Origin of the sequence: Amycolatopsis cihanbeyliensis, from assembly GCF_006715045.1 — a bacterium.
GTDB classification, from domain to species: Bacteria; Actinomycetota; Actinomycetes; order Mycobacteriales; family Pseudonocardiaceae; genus Amycolatopsis; species Amycolatopsis cihanbeyliensis.
The window spans coordinates 4,739,716-4,765,509 of the sequence record NZ_VFML01000001.1; the positions used below are offsets into that span (position 1 = coordinate 4,739,716).

General features: G+C 71.1%; 26 protein-coding genes. 9 read left to right on the top strand and 17 right to left on the bottom strand.

Annotated elements, in window-relative coordinates; genetic code table 11:
- Nucleotides 1-5: 5 nt before the first annotated feature.
- The 4 genes from FB471_RS21565 to FB471_RS21580 all read right to left on the bottom strand — a co-directional run bounded on the left by FB471_RS21565 (nucleotide 6) and on the right by FB471_RS21580 (nucleotide 4,305).
- Entirely contained in the window at nucleotides 6-1,460 is a 1,455-nt protein-coding gene (locus tag FB471_RS21565) for an FGGY-family carbohydrate kinase (RefSeq protein WP_142000214.1), read from the bottom strand.
- Nucleotides 1,457-2,791, bottom strand: coding sequence for an MFS transporter (locus tag FB471_RS21570; protein ID WP_142000215.1), 1,335 nt, complete (start codon nucleotides 2,789-2,791; stop codon nucleotides 1,457-1,459). Before FB471_RS21570 ends, FB471_RS21565 begins: the two co-directional genes overlap by 4 nt.
- A gap of 86 nt (nucleotides 2,792-2,877) precedes the next feature.
- The gene (locus FB471_RS21575; protein WP_142000216.1) at nucleotides 2,878-3,669 is read right to left on the bottom strand and encodes a DeoR/GlpR family DNA-binding transcription regulator; all 792 of its coding nucleotides are present in this window, start codon (nucleotides 3,667-3,669) and stop codon (nucleotides 2,878-2,880) included.
- A gap of 12 nt (nucleotides 3,670-3,681) precedes the next feature.
- Nucleotides 3,682-4,305: a histidine phosphatase family protein gene (locus tag FB471_RS21580; RefSeq protein ID WP_142000217.1), complete on the bottom strand. Its 624-nt coding sequence runs from the start codon at nucleotides 4,303-4,305 to the stop codon at nucleotides 3,682-3,684.
- 89 nt (nucleotides 4,306-4,394) lie between these two features.
- On the opposite strand from FB471_RS21580, the gene FB471_RS21585 reads away from it, so the two are divergent.
- The 6 genes from FB471_RS21585 to FB471_RS21610 all read left to right on the top strand — a co-directional run bounded on the left by FB471_RS21585 (nucleotide 4,395) and on the right by FB471_RS21610 (nucleotide 10,648).
- Nucleotides 4,395-5,078 carry an HAD family hydrolase gene (locus tag FB471_RS21585; RefSeq protein WP_142000218.1) on the top strand — a complete coding sequence of 228 codons (684 nt, stop codon included), beginning with the start codon at nucleotides 4,395-4,397 and terminating at the stop codon, nucleotides 5,076-5,078.
- 88 nt (nucleotides 5,079-5,166) lie between these two features.
- A complete protein-coding gene (locus FB471_RS21590; RefSeq protein ID WP_142000219.1) occupies nucleotides 5,167-6,855 on the top strand; it encodes a dihydroxyacetone kinase family protein in 1,689 nt (562 codons plus the stop codon).
- Entirely contained in the window at nucleotides 6,855-7,319 is a 465-nt protein-coding gene (locus FB471_RS21595; RefSeq protein WP_142000220.1) for a ribose-5-phosphate isomerase, read from the top strand. The genes FB471_RS21590 and FB471_RS21595 overlap by 1 nt, the downstream gene beginning before the upstream one ends.
- A 165-nt stretch (nucleotides 7,320-7,484) precedes the next feature.
- Nucleotides 7,485-8,519: a 2-hydroxyacid dehydrogenase gene (locus FB471_RS21600; RefSeq protein ID WP_142002273.1), complete on the top strand. Its 1,035-nt coding sequence runs from the start codon at nucleotides 7,485-7,487 to the stop codon at nucleotides 8,517-8,519.
- Nucleotides 8,520-8,521: 2 nt separating this feature from the next.
- Complete coding sequence (locus tag FB471_RS21605; protein WP_211358253.1) at nucleotides 8,522-9,991, top strand: FGGY-family carbohydrate kinase; 1,470 nt, start codon at nucleotides 8,522-8,524, stop codon at nucleotides 9,989-9,991.
- Nucleotides 9,992-10,648 (top strand): class II aldolase/adducin family protein, encoded by a 657-nt coding sequence (locus tag FB471_RS21610; protein WP_142000221.1) that lies wholly within the window; start codon nucleotides 9,992-9,994, stop codon nucleotides 10,646-10,648. It begins immediately after the preceding gene.
- A 24-nt stretch (nucleotides 10,649-10,672) separates the two neighbouring features.
- On the opposite strand, the gene FB471_RS21615 is transcribed toward FB471_RS21610, so the two are convergent.
- The 5 genes from FB471_RS21615 to FB471_RS21635 all read right to left on the bottom strand — a co-directional run bounded on the left by FB471_RS21615 (nucleotide 10,673) and on the right by FB471_RS21635 (nucleotide 15,600).
- On the bottom strand, nucleotides 10,673-11,626 hold the full coding sequence (locus FB471_RS21615; RefSeq protein ID WP_142000222.1) for a helix-turn-helix domain-containing protein: 954 nt from the start codon (nucleotides 11,624-11,626) through the stop codon (nucleotides 10,673-10,675).
- Nucleotides 11,627-11,721: 95 nt separating this feature from the next.
- Nucleotides 11,722-12,456 (bottom strand): SDR family NAD(P)-dependent oxidoreductase, encoded by a 735-nt coding sequence (locus FB471_RS21620; protein WP_142000223.1) that lies wholly within the window; start codon nucleotides 12,454-12,456, stop codon nucleotides 11,722-11,724.
- A 262-nt stretch (nucleotides 12,457-12,718) separates the two neighbouring features.
- Nucleotides 12,719-13,738 carry a 2,3-butanediol dehydrogenase gene (locus FB471_RS21625; RefSeq protein ID WP_246076517.1) on the bottom strand — a complete coding sequence of 340 codons (1,020 nt, stop codon included), beginning with the start codon at nucleotides 13,736-13,738 and terminating at the stop codon, nucleotides 12,719-12,721.
- Between the two features lie 35 nt (nucleotides 13,739-13,773).
- On the bottom strand, nucleotides 13,774-15,051 hold the full coding sequence (locus FB471_RS21630) for an MFS transporter (protein WP_142000225.1): 1,278 nt from the start codon (nucleotides 15,049-15,051) through the stop codon (nucleotides 13,774-13,776).
- Between the two features lie 15 nt (nucleotides 15,052-15,066).
- Nucleotides 15,067-15,600, bottom strand: a complete 534-nt coding sequence (locus FB471_RS21635; protein ID WP_142000226.1) for a 2,4'-dihydroxyacetophenone dioxygenase family protein — start codon at nucleotides 15,598-15,600, stop codon at nucleotides 15,067-15,069.
- Nucleotides 15,601-15,746: 146 nt separating this feature from the next.
- Here FB471_RS21635 and FB471_RS21640 point away from each other — a divergent pair, with 146 nt between their 5' ends.
- Entirely contained in the window at nucleotides 15,747-16,496 is a 750-nt protein-coding gene (locus FB471_RS21640; RefSeq protein WP_246076518.1) for a hypothetical protein, read from the top strand.
- 51 nt (nucleotides 16,497-16,547) lie between these two features.
- On the opposite strand, the gene FB471_RS21645 is transcribed toward FB471_RS21640, so the two are convergent.
- The 7 genes from FB471_RS21645 to FB471_RS21675 all read right to left on the bottom strand — a co-directional run bounded on the left by FB471_RS21645 (nucleotide 16,548) and on the right by FB471_RS21675 (nucleotide 22,903).
- The gene (locus FB471_RS21645) at nucleotides 16,548-17,984 is read right to left on the bottom strand and encodes an MBOAT family O-acyltransferase (protein WP_142000227.1); all 1,437 of its coding nucleotides are present in this window, start codon (nucleotides 17,982-17,984) and stop codon (nucleotides 16,548-16,550) included.
- 108 nt (nucleotides 17,985-18,092) lie between these two features.
- Nucleotides 18,093-19,049 carry a 23S rRNA (guanosine(2251)-2'-O)-methyltransferase RlmB gene (gene rlmB / locus FB471_RS21650; protein WP_142000228.1) on the bottom strand — a complete coding sequence of 319 codons (957 nt, stop codon included), beginning with the start codon at nucleotides 19,047-19,049 and terminating at the stop codon, nucleotides 18,093-18,095.
- Nucleotides 19,050-19,053: 4 nt separating this feature from the next.
- Entirely contained in the window at nucleotides 19,054-20,442 is a 1,389-nt protein-coding gene (gene cysS / locus FB471_RS21655; RefSeq protein ID WP_142000229.1) for a cysteine--tRNA ligase, read from the bottom strand.
- Between the two features lie 34 nt (nucleotides 20,443-20,476).
- The gene (locus FB471_RS21660) at nucleotides 20,477-21,172 is read right to left on the bottom strand and encodes an HAD family hydrolase (protein ID WP_142000230.1); all 696 of its coding nucleotides are present in this window, start codon (nucleotides 21,170-21,172) and stop codon (nucleotides 20,477-20,479) included.
- 131 nt (nucleotides 21,173-21,303) lie between these two features.
- Nucleotides 21,304-21,771: a 2-C-methyl-D-erythritol 2,4-cyclodiphosphate synthase gene (ispF, locus tag FB471_RS21665; RefSeq protein WP_142000231.1), complete on the bottom strand. Its 468-nt coding sequence runs from the start codon at nucleotides 21,769-21,771 to the stop codon at nucleotides 21,304-21,306.
- Nucleotides 21,768-22,373: an IspD/TarI family cytidylyltransferase gene (locus tag FB471_RS21670; RefSeq protein WP_281287417.1), complete on the bottom strand. Its 606-nt coding sequence runs from the start codon at nucleotides 22,371-22,373 to the stop codon at nucleotides 21,768-21,770. Before FB471_RS21670 ends, ispF begins: the two co-directional genes overlap by 4 nt.
- Before the next feature lie 38 nt (nucleotides 22,374-22,411).
- On the bottom strand, nucleotides 22,412-22,903 hold the full coding sequence (locus FB471_RS21675) for a CarD family transcriptional regulator (protein ID WP_142000233.1): 492 nt from the start codon (nucleotides 22,901-22,903) through the stop codon (nucleotides 22,412-22,414).
- 321 nt (nucleotides 22,904-23,224) lie between these two features.
- Here FB471_RS21675 and FB471_RS21680 point away from each other — a divergent pair, with 321 nt between their 5' ends.
- Together FB471_RS21680 and radA are read left to right on the top strand one after the other, a co-directional pair.
- Nucleotides 23,225-23,818: a copper chaperone PCu(A)C domain-containing protein gene (locus FB471_RS21680; RefSeq protein WP_142000234.1), complete on the top strand. Its 594-nt coding sequence runs from the start codon at nucleotides 23,225-23,227 to the stop codon at nucleotides 23,816-23,818.
- Nucleotides 23,819-23,891: 73 nt separating this feature from the next.
- Entirely contained in the window at nucleotides 23,892-25,280 is a 1,389-nt protein-coding gene (gene radA / locus FB471_RS21685; protein WP_142000235.1) for a DNA repair protein RadA, read from the top strand.
- Between the two features lie 98 nt (nucleotides 25,281-25,378).
- On the opposite strand, the gene FB471_RS21690 is transcribed toward radA, so the two are convergent.
- Complete coding sequence (locus FB471_RS21690; RefSeq protein WP_142000236.1) at nucleotides 25,379-25,594, bottom strand: Uma2 family endonuclease; 216 nt, start codon at nucleotides 25,592-25,594, stop codon at nucleotides 25,379-25,381.
- Between the last annotated feature and the right edge of the window lie 200 nt (nucleotides 25,595-25,794).

A 25,794-nucleotide genomic window follows, 5' to 3' on the forward strand; every position in this document is an offset into this window, starting at 1 on the left:
ATCGGCTACCTGGTGGCGACGGTGAGCAGCTCGTCGTCGATCCAGCCGCGGGTGTGCAGGGCGGCGCAGAACCGGTGGTAGGAGTCGGTCAGCGCGTCCCGCTCCGCCGGATCCGGTTCGATCAGCTCGGACTCCCCGGTCAGCCGGCGGCTGGCCTCGCCGAGCCCGCCGGGCATGCCGCCGGCGGCGGCCAGCAGGGCGGCGCCGTAGCCGGTTTCCGCGTGCGGTGCGATCCGCAGGCCGAGTCCGGTGACGGTCGCCCTGATTTTGTTCCACAGTGGACTTTTGCTCCCGCCACCCGCTGCGGACAGTGGTGCGGTCACCCGGATACCCAGCCTGCGTAGGTGATCCAGCGCGAGACGTTCGAGGAAGGCGACCCCCTCCAGCCTGGCGCGGTGCGCCTCGACCTCGTCCACGGGTGTTCCCGTCACGAATCCCCGTGCCGCGGGTGAGGCGAACGGGAACCGCTCGCCGGGCCTGCGCAGCGGGTAGGCCACGATCCGTGCGGGACCTCCCGCCGCCGCGGCCGCATCCAGCCGGGCCAGCTCGGGAGTGTCCGAAACGGACTCGCCGCCGGTGTTCGATGCCCCGCCGGGCAACCACCATCCATCCGGGTGGCGGTGGCTGTACATCGCGCCGGTGGGATCCGGTACCAGCCGCTCGGTGACCCCCTTGAGCACGTAGGTGGTGCCGAGAATGCCGACGAACTGGCCCGGCGTGACCGCACCGGAGGCGAGCTGGCCCGCACACCCGTCGGTCATTCCGGCCACCACCCGGCAGCCGGTGCGCAGCCCGGTCCTCTCGGCGGCCGGCGGGCCGACCTCGCCGAGCACGGTGCAGGGCGCGACGACGTCGGGTAACCAGGCCGCCGGGACGCCGAGCGCGTCGAACACCTCGCCCGCCCACTCGCCGGCGAGGGGGTCGTAGCCACTCTTCAACGCGTGCGCGGAATCCGTGGCCACCGGAGCACCCACCAGCTCGGCGCCGACCAGCTCAGGGGTGTGCCGGATCGCGGCCGCCCCGGCGATATGGTCGCGCAGCCAGCCGATCCGGCCGAGCGCGGCGGTGCCGGACACGGCCATCCCGAGCGCCCGCCAGCGCGCCTCGCCCAGCTCGGCGGCCTTGGCGTTGTACGGGGTTCCACGCCGGTCGTCGTACATCAGCGCGGGCGAGCACGGCCGCCCCCTGCCGTCCACGGCCACGATGGTGCCCGAGGTCGCGGCGACCGACACGGCGGTGACCTCGGCACCCCGGCCGGGTAGGGCCGTGGTGGTCCGGCGCAGCGCGGTCGCGACGGCGGGCCACCAGCTCCGCGCGTCCTGCTCGCTGTGCCCCGCCGCGGCGCGGATCGGGGCCGGCAGCGGCGTCGCCGCGGTGGCCAGCACCCGGCCGGCGCCGTCCACCGCGAGGGTGCGTACCCCCGCCGTGGCGACGTCGATGCCGATGGTCACTCCGGTCATGTGACGACGACCTTCTCCCCGGCCTGTTGCAAGGTGGCGTTCTTCTCGAGTGCTTGCTCGGTTTCCTCCGGCAGCTTGAGGAACCGGGTCAGTATCGCCGCGACGATGTACAGCGCGGCGAAAATGATCACCACCCCGGCACCGCCGAACGGCCCGAGGAAGAGGCTGACCACCGCCGGTCCGGCGAAGGTGGCCGCACCGGCCCCGAAGTTCAACAGTGCCATGGCGCCGCCCTTGTTCTCCGGGGCCAGCGAGGGCAGCAGCGCCGAGATGGGCACGAACCCGGCGAGTGTGGCACCGTACAGCGCGCCCACCAGCAGTGCCAGCCAGTAGTAGTCGGCACCCGCGTACACCGGCACGAAGTACAGCAGCAGGATCGAGACGGCGCACCCGATCGCGCCGAAGTAGGTGATCGTGGTCCGCCAGCCGATCTTGTCGCTGAGTACGCCGAAGATCAGGTTGAAGAAGATGTTGGTGCCGAAGATCACCGACACCAGCAGCAACCAGCGACTCTCGCCGAAACCGATCTCGCTGATGAAGATGGTCGGGAAGAACACCAGTATGCCGAACTCCGGGGCGGTGTTGATCACTCGGACGAGCATGCCGATCCCCACCCGCGGCTTCTTCCAGGCGATGGACAGGCTGGACACCAGGCTTTGCACCGGCTTGACCTCGGGCGGGGCGAGCCGCTCCCGCCCGGTACGCTCGCGCACGCCGAGCAGGCAGACCAGGCCACCGAGGGCGAGGATGCCGATCGAAAGCCAGAGCGTGCCGTAGTGCCCGAGGACCGGGTTGGTGAAGTTGGCGACCAGCGCCCCCAGCGTCGGCAGGCCCCCGGTGAACGCGAAGTAGAACCAACCCACCGCGGCACCCAGCCGGGCGACCGGGGCGACAGCGGTGATCCACACCAGGAACCCGAAGGCGAACATCGGGTAGCCGAACCCGCGCAACCCGTAGAACACCATCATCAGCGGGTAGCTCTCACCCGCGACGGCCACCGCGAGGAACAGCGCGTCGAAGACCACCCAGATGACCAGACCGGCGAACATCACCCGGCGTGGCCCCCATAGCTCGGACAGCGCGCCGGACAGCCAGGACGCGAGCATGACCGCGACCCCGTACACGGTGATGACGTGCGACGCCCGGATATCGGTACCGGCGCCGTTGTCGGCCATGAACGGCGCGATGAACGCCGATTCGACGCCGTCGCCGATCATGAACAGCAGCAGGCCGACGTAGCCGAGAAACAGCGGTGCCGGCAGGCCCCACCTGTTCAACATCCGCTTGAACGGGCTGGGCTGGGACAACTCCGGTGTTGTCAACTGGCTCATATATGCCTCCATGACAAGTGCTGGACGTATCATGGAGTCTGTTAATTTAACACGCAAGATGTTGCGAGAAGTTTTCCTCGTATCGCTCAGCGCGGGGCGACATCCACCGTGGTGCGGTTGCGCAGCTCCTCCACCAGCGGGCTCGGCACCGCGGAGTCCACGATCAGCCGGTCGTAGTCGGTCACCGGGGCCAGCCGGTGCAGGGCCGACCGGGGCATCTTGCTGGCGTCCATCAGCAGGACCTTGGTCTCCGCGCTGGCCAGCATGGCGCGCTTGACCATCACGATCTCCGGCTCCTGATGGAAGGTCATCTCCGCGTTCATCGAGGAGGTGGACACGAAGGTCGCGTCCACCGTGATCCGCTCGACCGCCTCGAGGCAGGGCATGCCGAGGAAGGAGTCGTGCGTGCTGGAGTAGTCCCCGCCGATGCAGATCAACCGCAGGTCCTCGACGTGCTTGAGCTCCTCGATGGTGCGCAGGTAGTTCGTGGCCACGGTCAGCGGCACCACCTCGGGCAACAGCTTGGCCAGCGCGAGCGCGCTGGTCGAGTCGTCGAGCAGGATCGACATGCCCGGTTCGACATGGGTCAGTGCCTGCTTCGCGATCGCCGACTTCGCCTCGACATGCGCGCCGAGCCGGTACTCGGCGTTGCTCTCGAACACGGTCGAAGGCTGGGCGGACACCCCGCCGCGGAACTTGCGCAGCAGCCCTCGCCTGGCGAGCTCATCGAGGTCGCGATGCACCGTCATGACACTGACCCCGGTGAGCTCGGCCAACTCGGCCGCGGAGGCCGAGCCCCGGTTCACCACGTAGTCGGTGATGCGTTGCTGCCTGATGCTTCGAGAGCGCGCGCTGCCCCCGCTCGACGTCTCGCTCATCCGACCAGGATCTCACTCCCGGCCACCGGTCGGCTGGTTGAACCGCCGAATCGCGGTGTTCTCGCCATCGATGGCGAGTTCGGTGAGGGCGCAGTTGTCCACCCGGGGGAACACCGTGCGGTAGGCGCGCAGCGGGATGCCGACCAGCTCGCACAGGGTCAGCCGGAGCAGGGTGTTGTGCGCGACCACCAGCACCGGACCGGCGCCGGACTCGGCCTCCGCGATGGCGCGCAGCGCGGCGGCGCCCCGCTTCGCGGCCCGCTCCGGCGGCTCCGATCCGGGAAAGGCCCCGCGCACCGGGTCGGCGCGGAACTCGTCGACCAGCTCCCTTTCCACCTCGTTCAGGGTGTGGCCCTCCGCCGCGCCGAAGTGCACCTCGCGCAGGTCCGCCACCTCGACCGGGCGCAGGCCGAGCGCGCGGGCGGCCGGTCGGGCGGTGTGCAGGGCGCGTCGCTGCGGGGAGCAGTACAGCGCTCCCGGCCCGCGCCCGGCGGGCAGCGCCGCCAGGAAGCGGGCCAGCGACTCCGCCTGCGCGACACCGGTGGCGGTCAGCGCCACCTCGCTGGTGCCGGCGTAGCGGTTCTCGGCGTGCCACTCGGTCTCGCCGTGCCGCACCAGGAACAGGTGGGTGCTCATCGTTCCCTCCGGATGTAACAGTCAGGCCGTGACAAGTCTCGTCTACGATGTTAATTTAACGATAACCGTGTGAAAGGGGTTGTTACACCATGGCACTGGCCGCGGTCGTGTTCGACATGGACGGGGTCCTCGTCGACAGCGAACACCTCTGGGAAGAGAACTGGGCCGCGTACGCGGCGCGGCACGGGGTCGAGTGGACCGACGCCGACACGGCCACGGTGCAGGGGATGAGCGCCCCGGAGTGGGCCGGTTACCTTGCCGAGCGCAGCGGTACCCCGGAAACCGCCGAGCAGGTGGAGCGGGCCGTGGTGGACGGCATGATCGCCGCGATCGAGGCGGGCGAGGCCCCGCTACTGCCCGGTGCCGGCGCGATGGTGCGGGACTGCGCGGCCAAGGTGCCGGTGGCGCTGGCCTCCTCGGCCGCCCGCAGGGTGATCGACGCGATCCTGCACACCCACGGGCTGACCGGCGAGTTCACCGCCACCGTCTCCAGCGCCGAGGTGCCGAGGGGCAAGCCGAGCCCGGACGTCTACCTCGCCGCGGCGGAGCGACTCGGGCACGGCGGCGCCGAATGCCTCGGGGTGGAGGACTCCAGCAACGGCATTCGCGCGGCGGCGGCCGCCGGGTTGACCGTGGTCGCGCTGCCCAACCCGGCCTACCCGCCGAAACCGGACGCGCTGGAGCTGGCCAGCGCCGTGGCGGCGGACAACGACGACGTGCGCAGGAAACTGCTGGCCTACCTGGCCGGCGAGCTGGTGGGGAGGGGAGCATGACACCCCTTGTGTCAACTCGCGGCGGTCAAGGTGACCGCGGAGCGCGCCTTTGGCCGGAGGCCCCGCGCGGAGCCGCGAAGGAGGGAGCATGACCGTCCTCGGCACGGCGGAGACCTTCAAGCGCGACTGGCTGGACGGCTTCGTCACCGCATACGGCCGGACGGTGCGCAAGGTGCCGGACGCCTACGGGGTGATCGGCAGGCAGGTGCCGCGGCGGGGAAAGGTGGCCGTGGTGATCGGCGGTGGCTGCGGGCACTACCCGGCCTTCGCCGGGCTGGTCGGGCCCGGCCTCGCCGACGGCGCCGTGGTGGGTGACGTGTTCACCAGCCCGAGTGCCGAGCAGGTCTACCGCACCGCACGGGCCGCCGAGGGCGGTGCCGGGGTGCTCTTCGGCTACGGCAACTACCAGGGCGATGTGCTGCACTTCGGGCTGGCCGCGCGCAGGCTGGCCGCCGAGGGCATCGACAGCCGCACCGTCCTGGTCACCGACGACATCGCCAGCGGGCCCGCCGAGCGGGCCGAGCGCAGGCGCGGCGTGGCGGGTGACCTCCTGGTCTTCAAGATCGCCGGGGCGGCCGCGGAGCGCGGCGACGACCTTGCCGGGGTACACGCGGCCGCGATCAAGGCCAACGCGAGCACCCGGACCTTCGGCGTCGCCTTCGGCGGCTGCACCCTTCCGGGGGCGGCCGAGCCGCTGTTCACGGTGGACGACGGCGCCATGGAGCTTGGCCTCGGCATCCACGGTGAGCCCGGGGTGCGCACGGTCGGCAGGCTGGGGGCCCGCGCGCTGGCCGACGAGCTGGTCGACGGCCTGCTGCCGGAGTTGCCCGCGCACGACGGCCGGGTGGTGGCGCTGCTCAACGGGCTCGGCCGCACCAAGTACGAGGAGATGTTCGTCGCCTACACCCGGGTGCACGAGCGGCTGGCCGCCGCCGGGCTGAGCCCGCTGCACACCGAGGTCGGCGAGTTCGTCACCTCGCTGGACATGGCCGGGGTCTCGCTCACCGTCATGGTGCTGGACGACGAGCTCGCCGGGCTGTACGCCGCGCCCTGCGACACCCCCGGCTACCGCAGTACCGGCGCGGTGCTGGACCGGGTCGAGCCGGAGTCCACCGTGGACGACTATCCCGCCGATGCCACCCGCGGCGGCGTGGTGGACCGGGTGTTGACCGCCGCGCTGGAGTCCGTCGAGGACAACGAGGAGGAGCTGGGCAGGCTGGACGCGGTCGCCGCGGACGGCGACCACGGGCTGGGCATCAGCAGGGGCATGCGGGCCGCCGTGGTCGCCGCGCGGCACGCGGAGGCGGCAGGCGCCGGTGTCCCCGATGCCCTGCTGCGCGCCGGTACGGCGCTGGCTGATGCCGCGGGCGGCGCTTCCGGCGCGCTGTACGGGGTGCTGCTCGCCGAGACCGGTGCCGGGCTGCGCGGCCTGCCCGAGATCACCGCGGGTGCGCTGGCCGGTGCGGTGGACCGGGCCGCGCACGCCTTCGTGCAACTCGGCGGGGCGGAGCCGGGGGAGAAGACGATGCTGGACGCGATCGAACCCTTCCGGGTGACCCTGCGTGCCGAGGCGGACGCGGGCAGCGGCCTCGAGCGGGCATGGCGCAAGGCCGCCCTCGCCGCGAGCACGGCGGCGGCGGACACCGCGAACCTGGTGCCCGCCAAGGGAAGGGCGGCTCGGCTGGCGGAGAAGAGCAAGGGCCACGCCGACCCGGGGGCGACCTCGTTCGCGCTCATCGTCACGGCGGTCGGCGAGGAGTTGGGAAAGGACGGCTGATGCGGATCGTGGTCGCGGCGGACAATGCCGGTGTGGAGCTCAAGAACGTGGTGGCCGACCTGCTGCGCACGGACGCGCGGGTGACCGAGGTGACCGACCTCGGGGTGGCGGACGCGGCCGACGACCGGGCGTACCCGGTGCTCGGGCTCGCCGCCGCCGAGGCGATCGCCCGCGGCGAGGCCGACCGGGGTGTGCTGGTCTGCGGAACCGGCATCGGCGTGGCGATCTCGGCGAACAAGGTCCCGGGCGTGCGGGCCACGGTGGCGCACGACTCCTACTCCGCCGAGCGCTCGATCAAGTCCAACGACTGCCAGATCATCACCTTCGGTGCGCGGGTGATCGGTCCGGAGCTGGCCAAGAAGATCGTCACCGAGTGGGTCGGTCACCGGTTCGACCCGGAATCGGCCAGCGCGAGCAAGGTCGCGCACATCACCGACTACGAGCGGGCCCACGCGGCCTCCTGACAAAGCTAGTGTCCAATCAATGAGGGTTAATGCACAGTTGCAGGTGCGGCTACCTTCCGTGCCGTACGTCGTATCCAGTCGCCACGAGCCACCCTCCGCAAGCTCCGGGCGGCCCCCGTCGACTGGATTGTGCATAACCCTCCTGGTGCGAGAGGAACAATGATGTTGCGGATACTCGCCGCGGGGGACGAGTTCGTCGGCACCGGGCTGCTACGGGACGCGGTACGCGCGGAGCGGGGTGTGCGGCCCGAGTTCACCGAGCTCTCCCTGCCCTGGCCGATCGAGCCCTTCGGCCCGGTCGGCAATGTCCAGGAGGCCAGCGGCACCGAGCAGCAGGTGATCGATGCGCTGGCTGGTGCCGAGGTCGCGGTGACCCAGATGGCTCCGTTCACCAAGCAGGTCTTCGCGGCCGCGCCCGGACTGAGGCTGGTCTCGGTCTGCCGTGGCGGGCCGATCAACGTCGACCTCACCGCGGCCACCGAGGCCGGGGTCGCGGTGACCTACGCGCCGGGCCGCAACGCCACCGCGGCCGCCGAGTTCGCGGTCGGCATGATCCTGGCCGCCATGCGCCGCATCTCCACCTCCTCGGCGGAGTTGCTCGCCGGGGACTGGCGCGGGGACTACTACGCCTACGACAACGCGGGTATCGAGCTCGAGGGCACCACCGTGGGCCTGGTCGGCTACGGCGCGATCGGCTCGCGGGTGGCCAGGGTGCTGGTGGCCTTCGGCGCTCGGGTGCTGGTCGCCGACCCCTACGCCGACCCGTCCTCGGTCGCCGCCGACGGCGCCGGTCTGGTCCAGCTGGACGACCTGCTGCGCCGCAGCCGGGTGGTCAGCCTGCACGCCAGGTTGACCGAGCGGACCCGGCACATGATCGACGCCGCCAAGCTGGACCTGCTGCCCGAGGGCGCCGTGCTGGTGAACACCGCGCGCGGTGGGCTGCTGGACTACCGGCCGCTGCCGGAGGGCCTGCGTTCCGGCAGGCTCGGGGCGCTCGCGCTGGACGTCTACGACGACGAGCCGCCGCCCGCGGACTGGCCGCTGCGGAACGCGCCGAACGTGATCGCCACCCCGCACCTGGCCGGTGCCAGCAGGCAGACCGCCGAGCGGGCCGCCGCCATCGTCGCGGCCGAGGTCGGCCGCTACGCCCGCGGCGAGGCGCTGCTGCACGTGGCGAACCCCGAAATCCTCGGGCAGTGATCATGCCGACCGGGGCCGGAATGCACGTCATCGGTGTCGATATCGGCACCTCGCTGACGAAGGCGGTGGTCTTCGACTCGGCCGGGGTCTCGATCGCGCAGGCCTGCACCCCCTCCGACGTGCACCACCTGCCCGGCGGGCTGGTCGAGCAGGACCTCGAGCAGGTGCTCGGCACGGTGGCCACCGTCGTGCGCGAGGTGGCGGGGCAGGTGGACGGCGGCGTCGCCGCGCTGGCGCTGACCGGCCAGGGTGACGGGCTGTGGCTGCGCGACGCCGAGGGTAACCAGGTGCGCCCGGCGATCTCCTGGCTGGACGGAAGGGCCAACGCGCTGCTGGCCAAGTGGCAGGCCGGCGGGGTGACCAGGGAGGTGTTCCGGCGCACCGCCTCCGGGATGTTCCCCGGTTGCGCGGCGGCGATCATGTCCTACCTGGACAGTCACGAGCCGGAGTCGCTCGACCGCGCCGCGGTCGCCGGGTACTGCGTGGACGCCGTGGTGCAGCGGCTGACCGGCGAGATCACCGTGGACGTCTCGGACGCCTCGCTGCCGTTCCTGAACCCGGCAACCCGGAGCTACGACGAGCAGGCGATCGCGGCCTGCGGGCTGGCACACCGGCGCGGCCTGCTGGCCGAACCCGCCCGGCCGCGGACCGTGTTCCGGCTGGACACGGCCGGTGCCGAGCTGCTCGGCCTTCCGGCCGGGTTGCCGGTCACCGCGGGTCCTTTCGACCTGCCCGCCTGCGCGATCGGGGCCGGCGTGCGCGAACCGGGGGACGGGATCCTCACCGCGGGCACGACCCTGGCCTGCCAGGTGCTCACCGGCGAGCCCACGTTCGACCCGGACGGTGAGCCGGCGGGGATGTTCCTGTGCAGCCCGAACGAGGGCGAGTTCCTGCGCGCGATGCCGGCGATGGTGGGCACCGCGAGTATCGACTGGGCCTGCACGTTGCTCGGTATCGACGTCGAGGACGTGGGGCGGCTGCTGGGCGAGAGCGCGCCCGGTGCGGGCGGGGTGCGGGCGCTGCCGTTCCTCTCCACCTCGGGCGAGCGGGCACCCTTCGTGGACGCCGCCGCGCGGGCGCAGTTCTCCGGGCTCAGCCTGGAGACCTCCAGGGCGGACGTGCTGCGTGCGCTGTGCGAGTCGGTGGCCTACGCGGCGCGGCACTGCTTCGAGGCGGCCGGGCTCACCGGGCGGCTGTACGCCAACGGGGGTGGGGTCCGCTCGGCGGAATGGACGCGGATCTTCGCCGACGTGCTGGGCAGGCCGATCGTGGTCCCCGGGGACCCCGGGGTCGGCGCGCGGGGCGCGGTGCTGGTCGCGGCGGAGGCGCTGGGGCAGCCGTTCGACGTGGACCGGTGGGTGGAAAACTCGCGTACGGTCGAGATGCGGCCGGAGAACGTCGAGTTCTACCAACAGGGTTACGCGGACTACCAGACCTCACTGTCCGCTGCCCGCGGACTGTGGAGCCTGTGAATGCTGCTGGAGGACGAGCGCGCGGCGGTGTGCGAGTACGCGCGCAGGATGACCGCCGACGGCCTGGTCGTCGGCACCTCGGGGAACGTGTCGGTGCGCTCCGGTGACCTGGTGGCCGTGACCCCCACCGGCGTGGACTACGACGTGCTGACGCCGGGGGACATCACCGTGGTCTCCCTTGACGGGTCCGTTGTGGACGGAGAGCTGCGGCCGACCAGCGAGCTGCCGATGCACCTCACCGTCTACCGCGAGGCCGCCGATCCCGAGGGCGCGCCGGTCGCCGCGGTCGTGCACACCCACTCGGTGCACGCGACGGCGGTGTCCACACTGGTCGATGAGGTGCCGCCGATCCACTACATGCTGGCGGTGATCGGGCCGAGCGCGCGGGTGGCGAGCTACGCGACCTACGGCACCCCGGAGCTGGCCGAGGCGATGCTCGCCGCGCTGAAGGGGCGCCGGGGCTGCCTGCTGGCCAACCACGGCACCGTCACCTACGGCAAGGACCTCGCCGCCGCCTACCACCGCGCCCAGCAGCTCGAGTGGCTCTGCCGGCTCTGGCTGCTGGCCCGCTCCGCGGGCACCCCCGCGCTGCTGCCGCAGCCCGAGATCGAGCACATCGTCACCAGGCTCCGCGGCTACGGCCAACCCCCCAGATAACCCCGCCCCCGCTACCGGTAAGGGTCAGAGCGGGCGGGTCTCGCCGGGGGTGTGGCCGTACTGGTCGCGAAAGACGCGGGTGAAGTGCGCCTGGCTGGCGAATCCCCAGTGGTAGGCGATATCGGCAACGGTGCTGTCCCGCGAGCCGGGGTCGGCCAGTTGCTCGGCGGCCTTGGCGAGTCGCCGTAGCAGGATGTATCGCGCCGGGGTGACCTCCTCGGGCGCGAAGACCCGACTCAGATGCCGGGCCGAGATGCCGAGTTGCGCCGCCACCTGGCCGGCGCACAGCGCGGGATCGGTCAGCCTGCGCTCGATGAAGTCCTTGGCCAGCACGAGCAGCGCCGATCGCCCACCGCTCGGCGTCCCGCCGAGCCTGCCCGCGATCAGCGAGCCGACCAGCTCCAGCGTGCCGCGGTCGGCCTCCGCGGTGATCGGCCTGCCCGCGGCGAGTTGCCCGAGCGCCGAGCGCAGCGCGGTGAGCGCGGGGCGTTCGGCCGCGGAGCTCGCGGTGAACCGCATCGGCGCGGTCAGCCCGCCGGGCAGGCAGTACTCGGCGAAGATCTCCCGCGGGATGTCCACCAGCACCTGGTGCATCGGCGCGGAGAAACCGAAAAGGTACGACCGGCGGGTGTCGTACAGCGCGAGGTCGCCCGCCTTCATCGCGAAGCTGCCGCCACGGTGCAGGAACACCGCTTCCCCGGAGAGCAGCAGGCTGGCGAACACCGAGTCCTTCGGCAGTGCCCGGCACATCCCGGGGGTGCGCTCGATGACGTGCTCGTTGCCCGCGATATCGGCCAGCCGCAGCGCGCCCATCCGCAGGTTGGCCTGCGACGCGAGCAGGCCCTGCTCGGAGTACGGCGAGACGGTCAGCCCCACCAGGGCCTGCCGGTTGTACTCCTGCCAGAAGTCGATCCGCTCCGCGGGCGGGACCGAACGCGTCGACACCTTGGAGATCGTCGAGACCGCGGGTACGGGCATCTCGGCCTCCTTGCCGCTCGTGCCCCCTTGCTCTCACCACGGAGCGTAACCCGAGTCGGTGGCGCACGTCACGCCCCGCGGCCTCGGACCCGCTGTCAGCAGGCCAGATACCCGCCGTCCACCGGCACCACGGCCCCGGTGACATACCCGGCGGCCGGCGAGCACAGGAAGGCGATCACCGCGGCGACCTCGGCCGGGGTGCCGAGCCGGCCGAGCGGGGTGCGGGCGAGCACGGCCTCGGTGGCCGCCGGGTCGTCCAGCACCCCGCGGGCCAGCGGGGTCACCACGAATCCGGGGGCCACCGCGTTCACCCGCACCCCCAGCGGGGCGTACTCCGCGGCGAGCGACCTGGTCAGCTGGGACACCCCGCCCTTGCTGGCGCTGTAGGCGGGCCGGTCGCGGCTGCCGAAGAAGGCGAACATCGAGGACAGGTTGACGATGCTGCCCCGGTTCTCGGCCAGCCGCTCGCGGGCCGCCTCACTGGCCACCAGCACCGCGCCGAGGTTCACCGCGAGCACCCGCTCCCAGGACTCGGCCCGGTACTCCCGCCGGTCCCGGCTCAGTCCCGCGCAGTTGACCAGGTGGTCGATCCGGCCCGCCGCGCCGATCCACCCGGCCAGCCCGGCGGAGTCGGTGACGTCGGCCTCCACCCACTCGACCCGCTCGTGCGTGGGCAGGTCACCCGGGTCGGCGGGCGGCAGCCCGAGCACCCGCACACTCGCCCCGAGCTCGGCGAACAGCGTCGCCGTCGCCGAGCCGATTCCCGACGTCCCGCCGGTGACCAGGATCGTGTTGCCGGCGAAAAGGCCGGGTGCCAGCGCGCCGGTCATGCTCGCTCCTTCGCGGCTTCGCGCGCGTCCGCGATCGTGTCGACGGGGCGCCCGGCACGACCCAGCGCATGGCCATCAGGGCACGCGCCCCGCCGCCCCGGTAGCGGGGCCTCCGGCCGAGGGCGCGCTCTGTGGTCACCTTGACTGTCGCGGGTTGACCCAAGGGGTGTCATGCTCTCCTCTGCGGCTCTGCGCGCATCCGCCTTCGACCAGGGGCGCGTTCTGTGGTCGCCGTGGGCGCCGCGGTCTGACACAGGGCGACTCATACCCGCGCCCCCGGCCGAACCAGCACCTTGATCTGGTCGGTGCCCTCGGTGAGCGCGTGAAACCCGGAGGCGACCACGTCCTCCAGCGGGACGATCGAGGTGATCAGCGGGCTCAGGTCCAGCGAACCCTCGCCGACCAGCCGGATCAGCTCGGGGTGGCAGTTCCGGTAGCCGACGCTGGTGATGATCGACTGCTCGTCGTTGACCAGTGCGAACGCGTCGATGCGCAGCTCACCGCCCAGCCCGACCAGGATCATCCGGCCGCCGGGTCGGGTCGATGCCAGGCAGGTCCGTACCGTCGCCTGCGCGCCGACCACCTCGAACGCGAGGTCCACCCCGGTCCCGTCGGTGAGCGCGCGCACCACCCCCGGCAGGTCCGGTTGGCGCGCGTCCAGGATGTCCGTGGCGCCGAGCCGGATGGCCAGGTCGAGTCGCTTCGGGTTCAGGTCCGCCGCGATGATCCGGCGTGCCCCGCGCTGGGCGGCCAGTTGCACGGTGAGCAGGCCGATCGGACCGAGTCCGAGCACCAGCATGGTGTCGGTCGGGCGCAGCTCGGCCCGGCGCAGCGAGTGCAGTGCCACCGCGGCCGGCTCCAGCAGCGCGGCCTGCTCCAGGGGGAAGGTATCCGGCAGCGGGTGCACCATGTAGGCGGGCACGGTGGCGTACTCGGCGAGGCCGCCGTGCCCCATCAGCCCGGCGAAGCCGAAGTGCCGGCAGATGTTGTACTCCCCGGCCACGCAGCGGGCGCAGGTCCCGCACCGGTAGTTCGGCTCGACGGCGACCTTGGTGCCCGGCGCGAGCCCGGAAACCTCGGGCCCGGTCGCGGTCACCGTGCCGCAGAACTCGTGTCCCATGATCAGCGGGGCGCGCACCCCGGAGGCCGGATGCGGTTCGGCGGCCGGGATGGCGTGCGGGCCGGAGGTGTACTCGTGCAGGTCGCTGCCGCAGATCCCGCAGTAGGCCACCTCGATCCGCACCTCGCCTGCCCGGGGCTCCGGAATGTCCACAGTGGTCACACGGACATCCTTGACGCCGTGCCACACCGCGGCCCTCATCGGACCGGCTCCGGGGTCGCCGCGGCGGCACCGGACCGCCTGCGCAGCACCATCGGCGCGGTCTCCCGCAACCCGAAGGACAGCAGCACCACGAGCACCGCGCCCCCGGCCGCGATGAACATCGCCGACTGCAGGCCCCAGATGTCCGAGGCCCACCCGGCGACCAGCGGGCCGAGGAAACCGCCCGACAGCTCGCCGACCCCCATCACCAGCCCGAGCGCGGTGGCCAGGGCGGCGGGGTGCACGGTCTCCGCCGGGATGGTGGCCATGAACAGGGTGAAGCAGCCGAGTCCGGTGTAGGTCAGCACCACGATCACGCCCAGCAGCAACGGGTCCGTCACGTACACCACGGCCAGCGGGCAGAGCGCGGCGATCGCGGTGAAGGCGATCATCGTGGTCTTGCGCCCGATCCGGTCGGAGATCGCGGGGGTGAGGAACCCCCACACCACCCAGGCCACCCCGAAGCAGGTCATCACCGCGCTCATGGTTCCCGGCGAGAAGCCCTTGACATCGGTCAGGTACTTCGGGGTGAAGGTGATGATGACGATGAACCAGGTGAGGTAGCAGCAGCCGGCCAGCACGCAGAGCAGCACGTTGCGGTGCCGCAACACCTCCCACAGCGAGGGCTTCTCGGCGGCCGGCGTGCGGTCGGTGGTCGCCGTGACCCGGCCCAGTGGCGGTGTCTCCCGCACCGAGCGCCATATCCACAGCGCGATCAGCAGCCCGGGAATGATGGTGAGGTAGAAGGCGGTCCGCCAGCCGTGTTGCTCGGCGATCCACACCGCGACCAGCGGGCAGAGGATCCCGCCGAGCAGGCCGGCCGAGGACCCCTGCACCAGCCCCATGTTCATCCCGCGCCGGTGCTCGGCCGAGGCTTCCACCATCAGCGACTGGGCGATCGGCAGCACCGCTCCCTCGGCGACCCCCATCAGAGCGCGAGCGATCAGCAGCCCGACGAACCCGGTCATCAGCCCGGACGCGGCGGAGAACACGGAGAACATCACGACCGCCGCGATCAGGATCGGCTTGCGGGTGCCCAGCCGGTCGGAGAGCCTGCCGAAGACCAGGCCGGACAGTGCCCAGGTGAGCGCGAGTACCCCGGAGAGCGTGCCGAGTTGGGTGTTGGAGAGCCCGAAGTCGCCGTCGATATAGGGCGCCAGAAAGGACAGTGCCTGCCGGTCGAAGAACACGAAACCGAAAGACAGGAACAGGATCAGCAGCAGTATGTACTCGTACCGCCGCGCGGGGGTCGCGGGTGACCGGTTGCCGAACATGGTGATCGCCTTACCTCAGCGGAAGAGCGAGTTGACGTAGTCGGCGCCGATGCCGACCTTCTCGTAGTGCTTGCGGCACAGGTCTATGTAGTCGTGCACATCGAAGAACCCCGCCGTTTCGCCGTTCTCGTCCAGCCAGATCAGCGGACCCTTGACGATGAACATGGTCTTCATCGGCTCGTCGCTCTCGTAGGCGACCAGCGTGTGCCCCTCACCGGGGGCCTCGTACACGAAGTCGCCCGCCGAGGCCGTCCACGGGCGTTCCAGGTATCCCCACTTGCCGGAGATGGTGTAGGCGAACACCTCGTGCGGGTGATAATGCCGGTTGACCAGGCCGGCCTCCTTGGCGCGCAGGATGTCCGACCAGGAGTTGTCCTTCACGTTGATCCACAGTGGACGTGATCCGACGGTGTCGGTGAACGGCGCGTAGTAGCGGTCGTCGTCGGTGGCAACCTGGGAGAGGTAGACCTCCGGCTGCGCATCCGGTTTGAAGGAGTTCCGGATCGGCTTGAGATCCTTCCAGAACTCGGTGGTGGCCCGCTCGGGCATGGTTCCTCCTGTCCGCGACGACTGGTAGCGGGCAGTCAACCCCCGCCGGTGCGGTGCGGTCTTTCCCAGCAGGGACCTCGCCGTTGCCTGATCCGGACATACCGGCAGAAGCTGCGATCTTGGACGACGAGGTGCAGGATGTCCGGATGAGCACTGCGGTAGAGCCGGTGTCACCGCCCCCGGACTTCCCCGTGTACGGGCTGGACCAGGCCTGGCAGGGTCCGAGGTGGCTGGACTTCTTCGAGGCCAGGCAGGGTGCGCCCGCCTGGGCGCTGTGGCTGGGGCACCGTGCCGAGGACGGTTCCGGCGGGGTGCGGGTCGGCACGCTCGCCCGCCGGCGCTACGACGAGGCGTTCACTCCCCGGGGTGGCGACCGCCTCGCCCCGGTCGCGTTCAGCGCCGCCTTCGGCCTGATCAACCTGACCCTGCCGGACGCGGCGGTGCAGCGCCCGGCAGGGCTGATCCCGGCGCTGGTCGAGCACGCGGAGCAGCAGGCCAAACGGCATACCGACTGGCGCCGGGTGACCTGGGATGTCGAGGGTGTCCCCGCACGGGCCGCGATATGGCGGTTCGCCGGCGCCTGGGCGGGCTTCACCGACATCCTCGGCGAGGCGTACCTGGTGGCGATCGGGATCGAGGTGCAGCCGGAGGGCCTGCGGTTGACCAGGTTCCCCGGATCCAAGGAACACGGGATCGACCTGGACGCCCCCCTGGACCTGGCGGAGCTGGGCAGGCAGCGGCACGAGCGCCCGGACACCTGGCTGCCCCCGCCCCGCCGCGACTCCTTCCACCCCGACCAACTCGCCGTCCTCGACCACCCACCCCACCCGCAAAAAAGCCCTGAACGTGGCTTCCGGGACGTCAGACGTCTCAATAGTGCCGTTCGCGACGTCTGACGTCTTGATCGCCACGTTCAGGGCATTTGCCCGGGCGGTGGGGGATGTCGGTCAAAACTGGTAGTACAAGAAAGGGCTGAAGGTGCCGGTGGCGACCAGGATGGCGGCGTAGGCAAGGCCCACGGTCATCACGGTGACCCGCAGGGCGGTGGCCGGGAGGCTGCGCGAAGACTCCAGCAGGGGGCCGGTCACCGGGTGCGCGGGTAGCGCGAACATGGACAGCGCCGCCAGCAGGATCACCAGCCGCTGGTTGGTCAGCGAGGCGTCGACCAGGTCGGTGAGGCCCTCGAAGTCCGGCAGGAACATGTGCCCGAGCATGGTCAACGCCGAGCCGAGGTCGGCGGACTTGAAGAACACCCAGCCGAAGATCACCAGCACCAGGGTCAGCAGGCGGCGGGCGATGCGCGGGCCGGTGGCGCTCGGCGTGCGGTCCCAGCCGAAGGCGCGCTCGATGATCAGCAACGCGCCGTGGTACGCACCCCAGACCAGGAAGGTCCACGCCGCGCCGTGCCAGAAGCCGGTCAGCACGAACACGATGCACAGGTTGCGATAGGTCTTGCGGGCGCCGCCCCGGTTACCGCCGAGCGGGATGTAGACGTAGTCGCGGAACCATCGGGACAGCGACATGTGCCAGCGGCGCCAGAACTCGGTGATCGTCACCGAGGCGTACGGCCGCGCGAAGTTCTCCGGCAGCCGGAAGCCGAGCATCCGACCGAGCCCGACCGCCATATCCGAGTACCCGGAGAAGTCGAAGAACAGCTGCAGCGTGTAGGCCACCGCGCCGAGCCAGGCGATGCCGAAGGTCATCTCGTCGGACGGGGTGGAGAAGCACGCGTCCACCATCGGCGCGAGCGAGTCGGCGATGATGGCCTTCTTGCACAGGCCGAGGGCGAACCGGGGGAACCCGGCCGCGATGTCGTCCAGCCGGTGCGAGCGTAGCTGCGGCAGTTGGTCGGCGATCTCCCGGTACCGCACGATCGGCCCCGCGGCCAGCTGCGGGAACATCGCGATGTAGGTGCCGAACGCCACCGGGTTGCGCAGCGCGCGCCGCTCGCCACGGTAGATGTCCACCACGTAGGAGATGTGGTGGAAGGTGAAGAACGAGATCCCGATCGGCAGCGCCAGCTCCACCACCGGGAAGTCCCCGCCGAGCAACTGCGTGAAGGCCGCGATCTGCTCCGTGGCGAACCCGGCGTACTTCCAGATCACCAGGATCGAAAGGTCGAAGGCGATCACGCCGACCAGCGTCCAGCGTCGCCGCCGCACGGGCCGCATGCCCCACTCGTCCGGTTCCAGTACCGGCCCGGCCAGGAAGTTGACCACCATGCAGGTGAGCAGCAGCAGGGTGAACGCCCCGGCGCCGGTGGCATAGAACAGCAGGCTGCCGATGGCGACGATGCCGTTGCGCCAGGTTCGCGGGCACAGCAGCACGGCGAGCAACACCGCCGGCATGAAGTACCACAGGAACAGCGGCGAGACGAACGACATCCTGAGTGGGCCCCCTGGTCACGGTTCGGCAACGTGACCTTAGCCGAGCGCCTGGCCCGCCCGAGTGAGAACCGGCCGAATGTGCTGTTCGTTGCACCCCACGAGGGGCTACGTGCGGCCGCGCACCCTGCGCCTGCGGGCCACCTCGGCAAGTAGCACGCCCGCCGCGACCGAGGCGTTCAGCGACTCGACCCCGGCCGCCATCGGGATGGACACGGTCGCGTCACAGGTCTCCCGCACCAGCCGGGACAGCCCCCTTCCCTCGGAACCGACCACGACGACCAGCGGGTCGGTGGCGAGTTCGAGGCCGTCGATCTCGACCGAACCGTCCGCGTCCAGCCCGACCAGCATCAGTCCCTCGTCGGCCCAGGCACGCAGCTGCCGGGTCAGGTTCGTCGCCACCGCGACCGGCAGCTTGGCCGCGGTGCCCGCGCTGGTTCGCCAGGCCACCGCCGTCATCCCGGCGCTGCGCCGGGCCGGCAGCAGCACCCCGTGTGCGCCGAACGCGGCCGCCGAGCGGATCACCGCCCCGAGGTTGCGCGGGTCGGTCACCCCGTCCAGCGCCACCAGCAGCGGCGGGTCACCGGAGTCCTGGGCGCCCGCCAGCAGGTCGTCCGGGTGGGAGTAGTCGAACGGCGGCACCTGCAACCCGAGCCCCTGATGGGTTGCCCGGTTGGTCCTGCGGTCCAGCTCCTCGCGTGGCACTTCCAGGATCGAGATGCCCCGGTCCGCGGCGAGCTGCACCGCCTCCTTGATCCGGTCGTCGGTGTCCACGTGCAGCGCGACGTAGAGCGCGGTGGCGGGCACCTCGGCCCGCAGCGCCTCGACCACCGGGTTGCGCCCGGCGATCAGCTCCGGGCCCTCGGTCTTGTTGGCCCGCGACTTCTCCGCCTTGGCCTTGGCCATCGCGCGCCGCTGCGCCGGATGCCCGGTGCGGTTCTCCGCCTTCGGCGTCGGGCCCTTGCCTTCGAGCCCCTTGCGCCGCTTGCCGCCGGAGCCGACGACCGCGCCCTTCTTCGTGCCAGGCTTGCGGATCGCACCCCGGCGGCGGGAATTGCCAGCCATATTCCTAGTCTCTCACTGTCCACATGGGACCGTTGGCGGTGTCCTCCACCGCGATACCTGCCTCGGTCAGTCGGTCTCGCAGCGCGTCGGCCCGCGCGAAGTCCCGCTCGGCGCGGGCGGCTTTGCGCTCCTCGAGCATCCCTTCGACCAGCCCGTTCAGCGCCTGCCGCAGCGGCGCGTCACCGCCGCCCGCCTCGGCCCACTGCTCGGACAGCGGATCGAGCCCGAGCACCTGGGTCATCGCCCGCACCGCGGCCGCGCACTTGAGCGCCGTGGAGGTGTCGGAATCGGCGAGCGCGGCGTTACCCTCGCGCACCGTGTTGTGCAACACGGCGAAGGCCTGCGGGGTTCCGAGATCGTCGTCCAGCGCGGCGGCGAAGTCCGGTGGCACCTCGCCGACCCGCACCGCGCCCGCCGTGCTGGCGGTCAGCCGGAGGAACTGCTCGATCCGCCGGTAGCCCTGGGCCGATTCGGACAGTGCCTCGTCGGAGTACTCGATGGTCGAGCGGTAGTGCGGCTGGATCAGGTAGTAACGCAGCTCCACCGCCCGGCACGCGCGCAGCATCTGCGGGATCGAGACCACGTTGCCCAGCGACTTCGACATCTTCTCGCCGGACAGCGTCACCCACGCGTTGTGCAGCCAGAACCGGGCGAACGGGTCACCGGCCGCGGTGGACTGGGCGCGCTCGTTCTCGTGATGCGGGAACACCAGGTCGACCCCGCCGCCGTGGATGTCGAACTCGGCGCCGAGGTAGGTGGTCGCCATTGCCGAGCACTCCAGGTGCCAGCCCGGCCTGCCCCGACCCCACGGCGTCGGCCAGGACGGCTCGCCCGGTTTGGCGCTCTTCCACAGGGTGAAGTCGCGCGGGTCCTGCTTGCCGGTGGCCGCGCTCTCGCCCTGCTGGACCTCGTCCACCCGCTGCCCGGACAGCGTGCCGTAGCCGGGGAAGGAGGCGACCGCGAAGTACACGTCCCCGCCCTCGGCGTAGGCGTGCCCGGATTCGATCAGCCTTTCCATCAGCTCGATCATCTGGGTCACGTGCCCGGTCGCCCGGGGCGCGATCGAGGGGGGAAGGCAGCCGAGCGTCTCGTAGGCACCCTCGAACGCACGTTCGTGCTGGAACGCCCACTCCCACCAGGGCCGGCCCGCGTCGGCCGCCTTGTCCAGGATCTTGTCGTCGATATCGGTGACATTGCGGACCATCCGAACGTCCAGTCCACTGTGGAGCAGCCAGCGCCGCAGGACGTCGTAGTTCAGCGCGCCCCGTACGTGACCGATATGCGGTATGCCCTGCACGGTGGCCCCACAGACGTACATCGACGCCGTCCCGCTACGCGCGGGATGGAACTCCCGCAGCTGCCGGGTCGCGGTGTCGTAGAGGTGTAAGGCCACACCGGAATGGTACGGGGCGGGTACGAGAGCTTGCTCACGGCGCCCGGAGCGCGCCGTGCTCGCGCAGCGCGGCGAGCAGACCTCCGGTGCGCTCGGCGGTCGGCGCGGGCGGCACCAGCGCGAACGCGCAGCCCAGCGCCCGCGCCCCGCCGTCGGCCTCCTCGCTGTCGCCGACCATCAACGTCTCCGGCCCGCCGGCCCCGAGCCGGTCCAGCGCGGTACGGAAGATCGCCGGGTCCGGCTTGATCGCGCCCACCTCGTAGGACAGCACGAACTCGTCCACGTACGCGTCCAGGCCGCGGGAGGCGAACGCGGGCCGGATGTCGAAGGCGATGTTGCTCAGCACCCCGATCCGCAGGCCGTGCGCTGCCGCGCCCTTGAGCACCGCCTCGGTGTCCGGGTACGGCGTCCACTCCAGCGGGTCCACCAGCCGGTCGTAGAGGACTTCGGCCTGCTCGACGGTCGGTACCCCGGACTGCCGGAGCACCTCGAGGTACACCTTGGTGTGCAGCGCGGGGTCGAGGTCGCGGTGCTCCCAGGCGTGCTGGTGCTCGGCGTCCAGGTCGACCACCTGGCCGACCGGTGCGGTCATCCGGCGCATCAGCTCGGTCTGCGCCTCCAGGTCGAGCGGGTCGCCGCCGGCGTCGGTCAGGTGCCTGACCCAGGTGTCGTCATGCTCGAGACGGAACAGGGTGCCGGAGAAGTCGAACAACACAGCCGTGATCGCCACGAGACCGAGGCTACCGGCAGGCTAGGCGGAAAAGCCCGTGACTTTCTCCGGGATCACGCGCACGACCACCCGCACCACGTCATCGGTTTCGACCGGGTGGTCTCGCTGAGTGGGACTGCCATGCCACGAGCCTAGTGATCTTCGACCAGCAGCGCGGTCGCGATCGCCGCGAGGCCCTCGCCGCGCCCGGTGAGGCCCAGCCCGTCGGTGGTGGTGCCGGACACGCTCACCGGCCCGCCGACGGCCTCGCCCAGTACCCGCTGGGCCTCCTCCCGCCTACTGCCGATCCGGGGCGCGTTGCCGATCACCTGGACCGTCGCGTTGCCGATCCGGTAGCCCGCGGCCTCGACGCGGGTCCGTACCTCGGTGAGCAGTTCCGCGCCATGCGCACCGGCCCAGCGCTCCTCGCCGGTGCCGAACACCGCGCCGAGGTCGCCGAGTCCCGCCGCGGACAGCAGCGCGTCGCACAGCGCGTGCGAGGCCACGTCGCCGTCCGAGTGCCCGGCGCAGCCGTCCACCCCGGTCCAGAACAGCCCGGCGATCCAGCAGGGCTTGCCGGCCGCGACGGGATGCACATCGACCCCCTGGCCGACCCTCATGTCGTCTCCTCCGCGAGTAACGCCGCCATCACCGTCCGGTCGAACGGGGTGCTCAGCCGCATTCCGCGGACGTGGCCGGGCACGGTACGTACCGGCACCCCGCGGCCGACAGCCGCTCCGAGCGGATCGGTGCCGGGTAGTTCCCGCAGCACCTCGGCCCGGAAGCCACAGGGGGCCTGAGTGGATCGCAACGTGGTCCGGTCATGGGTGCCGGAGACGACGCCGGCGGATCCGATAGCCTTGATCGTATCGGTCACCGGCTGTACCGGTACCGCTACCGGAGCGCCGGCCCGTACCTCCCGGACCACCGCGTCGAGCACGGTGGCCGGGGTGAACGGGCGGGCCGGATCGTGGATCAGTACGATCTCCGCGTCCCGGCACACCTCGGCCGCCAGCGCGGACCAATCCAGGTCGGCGCCACGGCTCGAAAGGTGCAGCCGCGCGTTCCGAACCGTATGCAGTGCCGCCGCGCAAGCCGCGGAACGGTTCGGGGGTGTCACAATGACGACCTGATCCACACTTCCGGAATTGAGAAGGCCGCCGACGGCACGCGTCAGCGCCGGTTCACCATAAAAGGGAACCAAACCTTCTCTACCGGTCACGGGGACCAGTGCCGCGATGTTTATGGCGTTCAGGAGTGCTAAACCACTGCGGTGTCTAGGACCTCGTCGAGGAGCACTTCCGCTTTTGTCTCGTCAGTGCCCTCTGCCAGCGCTAGTTCACTGACCAGGATCTGCCGAGCCTTGGCCAGCATCCGCTTCTCGCCTGCGGACAGGCCACGGTCCTTCTCACGCCGCCAGAGGTCGCGCACCACTTCGGCCACCTTGTTCACATCGCCGGAGGCGAGTTTCTCCAGGTTGGCCTTGTATCGACGAGACCAGTTGGTCGGCTCGTCGGTATGCGGAGCACGCAGCACATCGAATACGCGGTTCAGACCGTCCTGGCCGACGACATCACGCACGCCGACGATCTCGGCGTTGTCGGCTGGGACCCGAACGGTCAGGTCACCCTGCGCGACCTTCAGGACGAGGTACTGCTTCTCCTCGCCCTTGATCACACGCGTTTCAATTGCTTCGATGAGTGCGGCACCGTGGTGCGGGTAGACGACGGTCTCTCCGACCTTGAAAACCATGTGTCCTCTGCCCCTTTCGCTCCCTCCAGCTTAGCACGGTGCGTTCCGGCCCACCTAGCGCCCCGGGTTCTGTCCTCGCAGGTCAGTGGCCTAATCGAGGGTGGAAGGGGGGTTGACAAACCGCCGTTCGGTGTACTCACGCAGGTGGCGGCGAGCGGGTCCGGTAAGGTCCCGGTGCTCCACTGTGGACGATTGGCGGGCGATCGGCGCCGCCCGCGGGCGCTCGCGGCCACACAGGTGCGGCCACCAGGTGCCGGGAGTGATCGAGTGCCCGGCTACCCTTCGCTGCAGGGTCGGCCTAGGTAGGAGGGACTGAAGACCGTGAGGCAGCAGAAACGTCGCGTGCTCGGCTCGGCCGCGCTCGGCCTCGCCGCGGCCATCGTCGTCGCCGGCTGCGGGGCAGGTCAGATCACGCAGACCGACACGCAGCAAGCCGCGGTCAACGGGGCGCAGGCCACCGTGGGCTCGCTCGCCATCCGGGACGCGGTGCTGGCCTACCCGCCGAACGACTCGGTGTACCGGGCTGGCTCGAGTGCCGAGCTGAACCTGCGGGTCATCAACGACGGCGACCAGCCCGCGGAGCTCGTGTCGGTGTCCTCCGATGCGGCGGCGAACGCCATCATCAGCGGTGCGTCCACGATCGCCGGGCGCAACGTACTGGTGATCGGGTCCACCGAGGGTGAGGTACCGGACTTCCAGCGGCCGACCGGTGGGCCGGACGGCGAGCCGGAGCGGCCGGGCGAGGGCGGCATCGTGCTGCGGGGGCTGGCCTACGACGTACGGCCGGGGATGAACGTGCCGGTCACCTTCACCTTCGCCGACGCGGGGCAGGTCACCGTCGAACTGCCGATCGGGGTGCCGGAGCACCCGCGTACCGACGACGGCGAGCACGGTGAGGCGGAGAGCAGCCACTGAGGTCGGCACCGGGCTCGGCACCGGGTTCGGCACTGGGCGACAAGCTGTCGGTACCCGCGGTTAGCGTGCCGCCATGGTGAAGAAGGCTTCGGCCGGTAACCGGGCCGGCTACCGCTGCGCCGACTGCGGTTACGAGGCCGCCAAGTGGGTCGGCCGCTGCCCGGAATGCCAGGCCTGGGGAACCATCGAGGAGCGTGGGGACTCGCGGCCGGCGATCGCCAGGGTGGCCGCCGGCGCCCCGAGCGCGCCCGCGCGGCCGATCGGCGAGGTCGATGTCGAGGCGGCCAGGGCGCGGCGGACCGGGGTGGGCGAGCTGGACCGGGTGCTCGGCGGCGGGCTGGTGCCGGGCGCGGTGGTGCTGCTCGCCGGGGAACCGGGTGTCGGTAAGTCGACATTGCTGCTGGAGGTGGCCTACCAGTGGGCCGCCGACGCCGGGGCGGAGGCACCCTCGCTGTACGTGACCGGCGAGGAGTCGGCAGGGCAGGTGCGATTGCGTGCCGAGCGCACCGGCAATGTGCACGACGGGATGTACCTGGCCGCGGAGAGTGACCTCGCGGCGATCTTCGGGCATGTGGACACGGTCAAGCCCGGGGTGTTGATCGTGGACTCGGTCCAGACGATGTCCTCCCCGCAGGCCGAGGGCGCACCGGGCGGAGTCACCCAGATCCGTGCGGTGACGGCAGGCCTGGTCGCGCTGGCCAAGGAGCGTGGGCTGCCGGTGGTGCTGGTGGGGCACGTGACCAAGGAGGGCTCGGTGGCCGGACCCCGGGTGCTGGAGCACCTGGTGGACGTGGTGTTGCAGTTCGAGGGCGACCGGCATTCCACCCTGCGGATGGTGCGCGGGGTGAAGAACCGGTTCGGCGCCGCCGACGAGATCGGGTGTTTCGAGCTGCGCGAGGACGGGATCGCCGGGGTGCCCGATCCCTCCGGCCTGTTCCTGAACCGGCATGTGGACGCGGTGCCGGGCACGGCGGTCACGGTCACCGTGGAGGGCAAGCGGCCGCTGCTGGGTGAGGTGCAGGCGCTGGTGTCGAAGTCCAGCCTGCCGCAGCCGCGGCGGGCGGTGAGCGGGCTGGACTCCTCCCGGGTGGCGATGATCCTGGCGGTGCTGGAGAAGCGAGCCGGGGTCAAGTTCGGCGAGCAGGACGTGTACGCGGCCACGGTCGGCGGGATGAAGGTGGTCGAGCCCGCGGTGGATCTCGCGGTGGCCCTGGCGGTGTACTCGGGAGCCCACGACACCCCGCTGTCCCCGCGGCTGGTGGCGATCGGCGAGGTCGGGCTGGCGGGGGAGATCCGCAGGGTGACCGGGGTGGGCCGCAGGCTCGGCGAGGCGGTGCGGCTGGGCTTCACGCACGCGCTGGTGCCCCCGGACCCCGGCCCGCTGCCGGAGGGCATCCGCACCCTCGAGGTCGGCGACCTGGAGACGGCCTTCAAAGCCGTCCGCTACGTCCCCATGCAGTGACGTCGCCGCCCATCGTGTTTGCCGCCCACGTAGGCGTGTTTGCCATCCAGGTACCCGAGTTTGCCGCTCACGTAGGCGAGTTGGCTGTTGGCAGAAGGTCAGCAGAGTCGGGAGGGGTCGAGCCGCACCGGAACCGGCCCTGGAACGGTCACCGGATTGTCACCCTCGGCGAACAGTTCCTGCCGGTAACGGGTGCCGGCCAGCCGGTAGGCCCAGAGCTTCGGCGGTTCCACGGCCCACAGATACGGCGCCCCGGCGCCCGCGTAGGCGGCCATCTTGGTGTCCCGCTCGGCCGGGCGTTGCCCGGCGACCACACCTCGACCGCGAGCAGCAGGTTCTCGGCCGCGAAGCTGGTGTGGTGCGGGTCGGTGTCCAGCATCGCCACGTCCGGGATCAACGCCGTCCGCCACGGCGTGCTGATCCGCACCCCGACCCGGGGCAACACGGACAACTGCTCCCGCTGGCGGTGTCGCACGCATCCTCCAGCGCTCGGTATAGCCCGGCCACGGCGTAC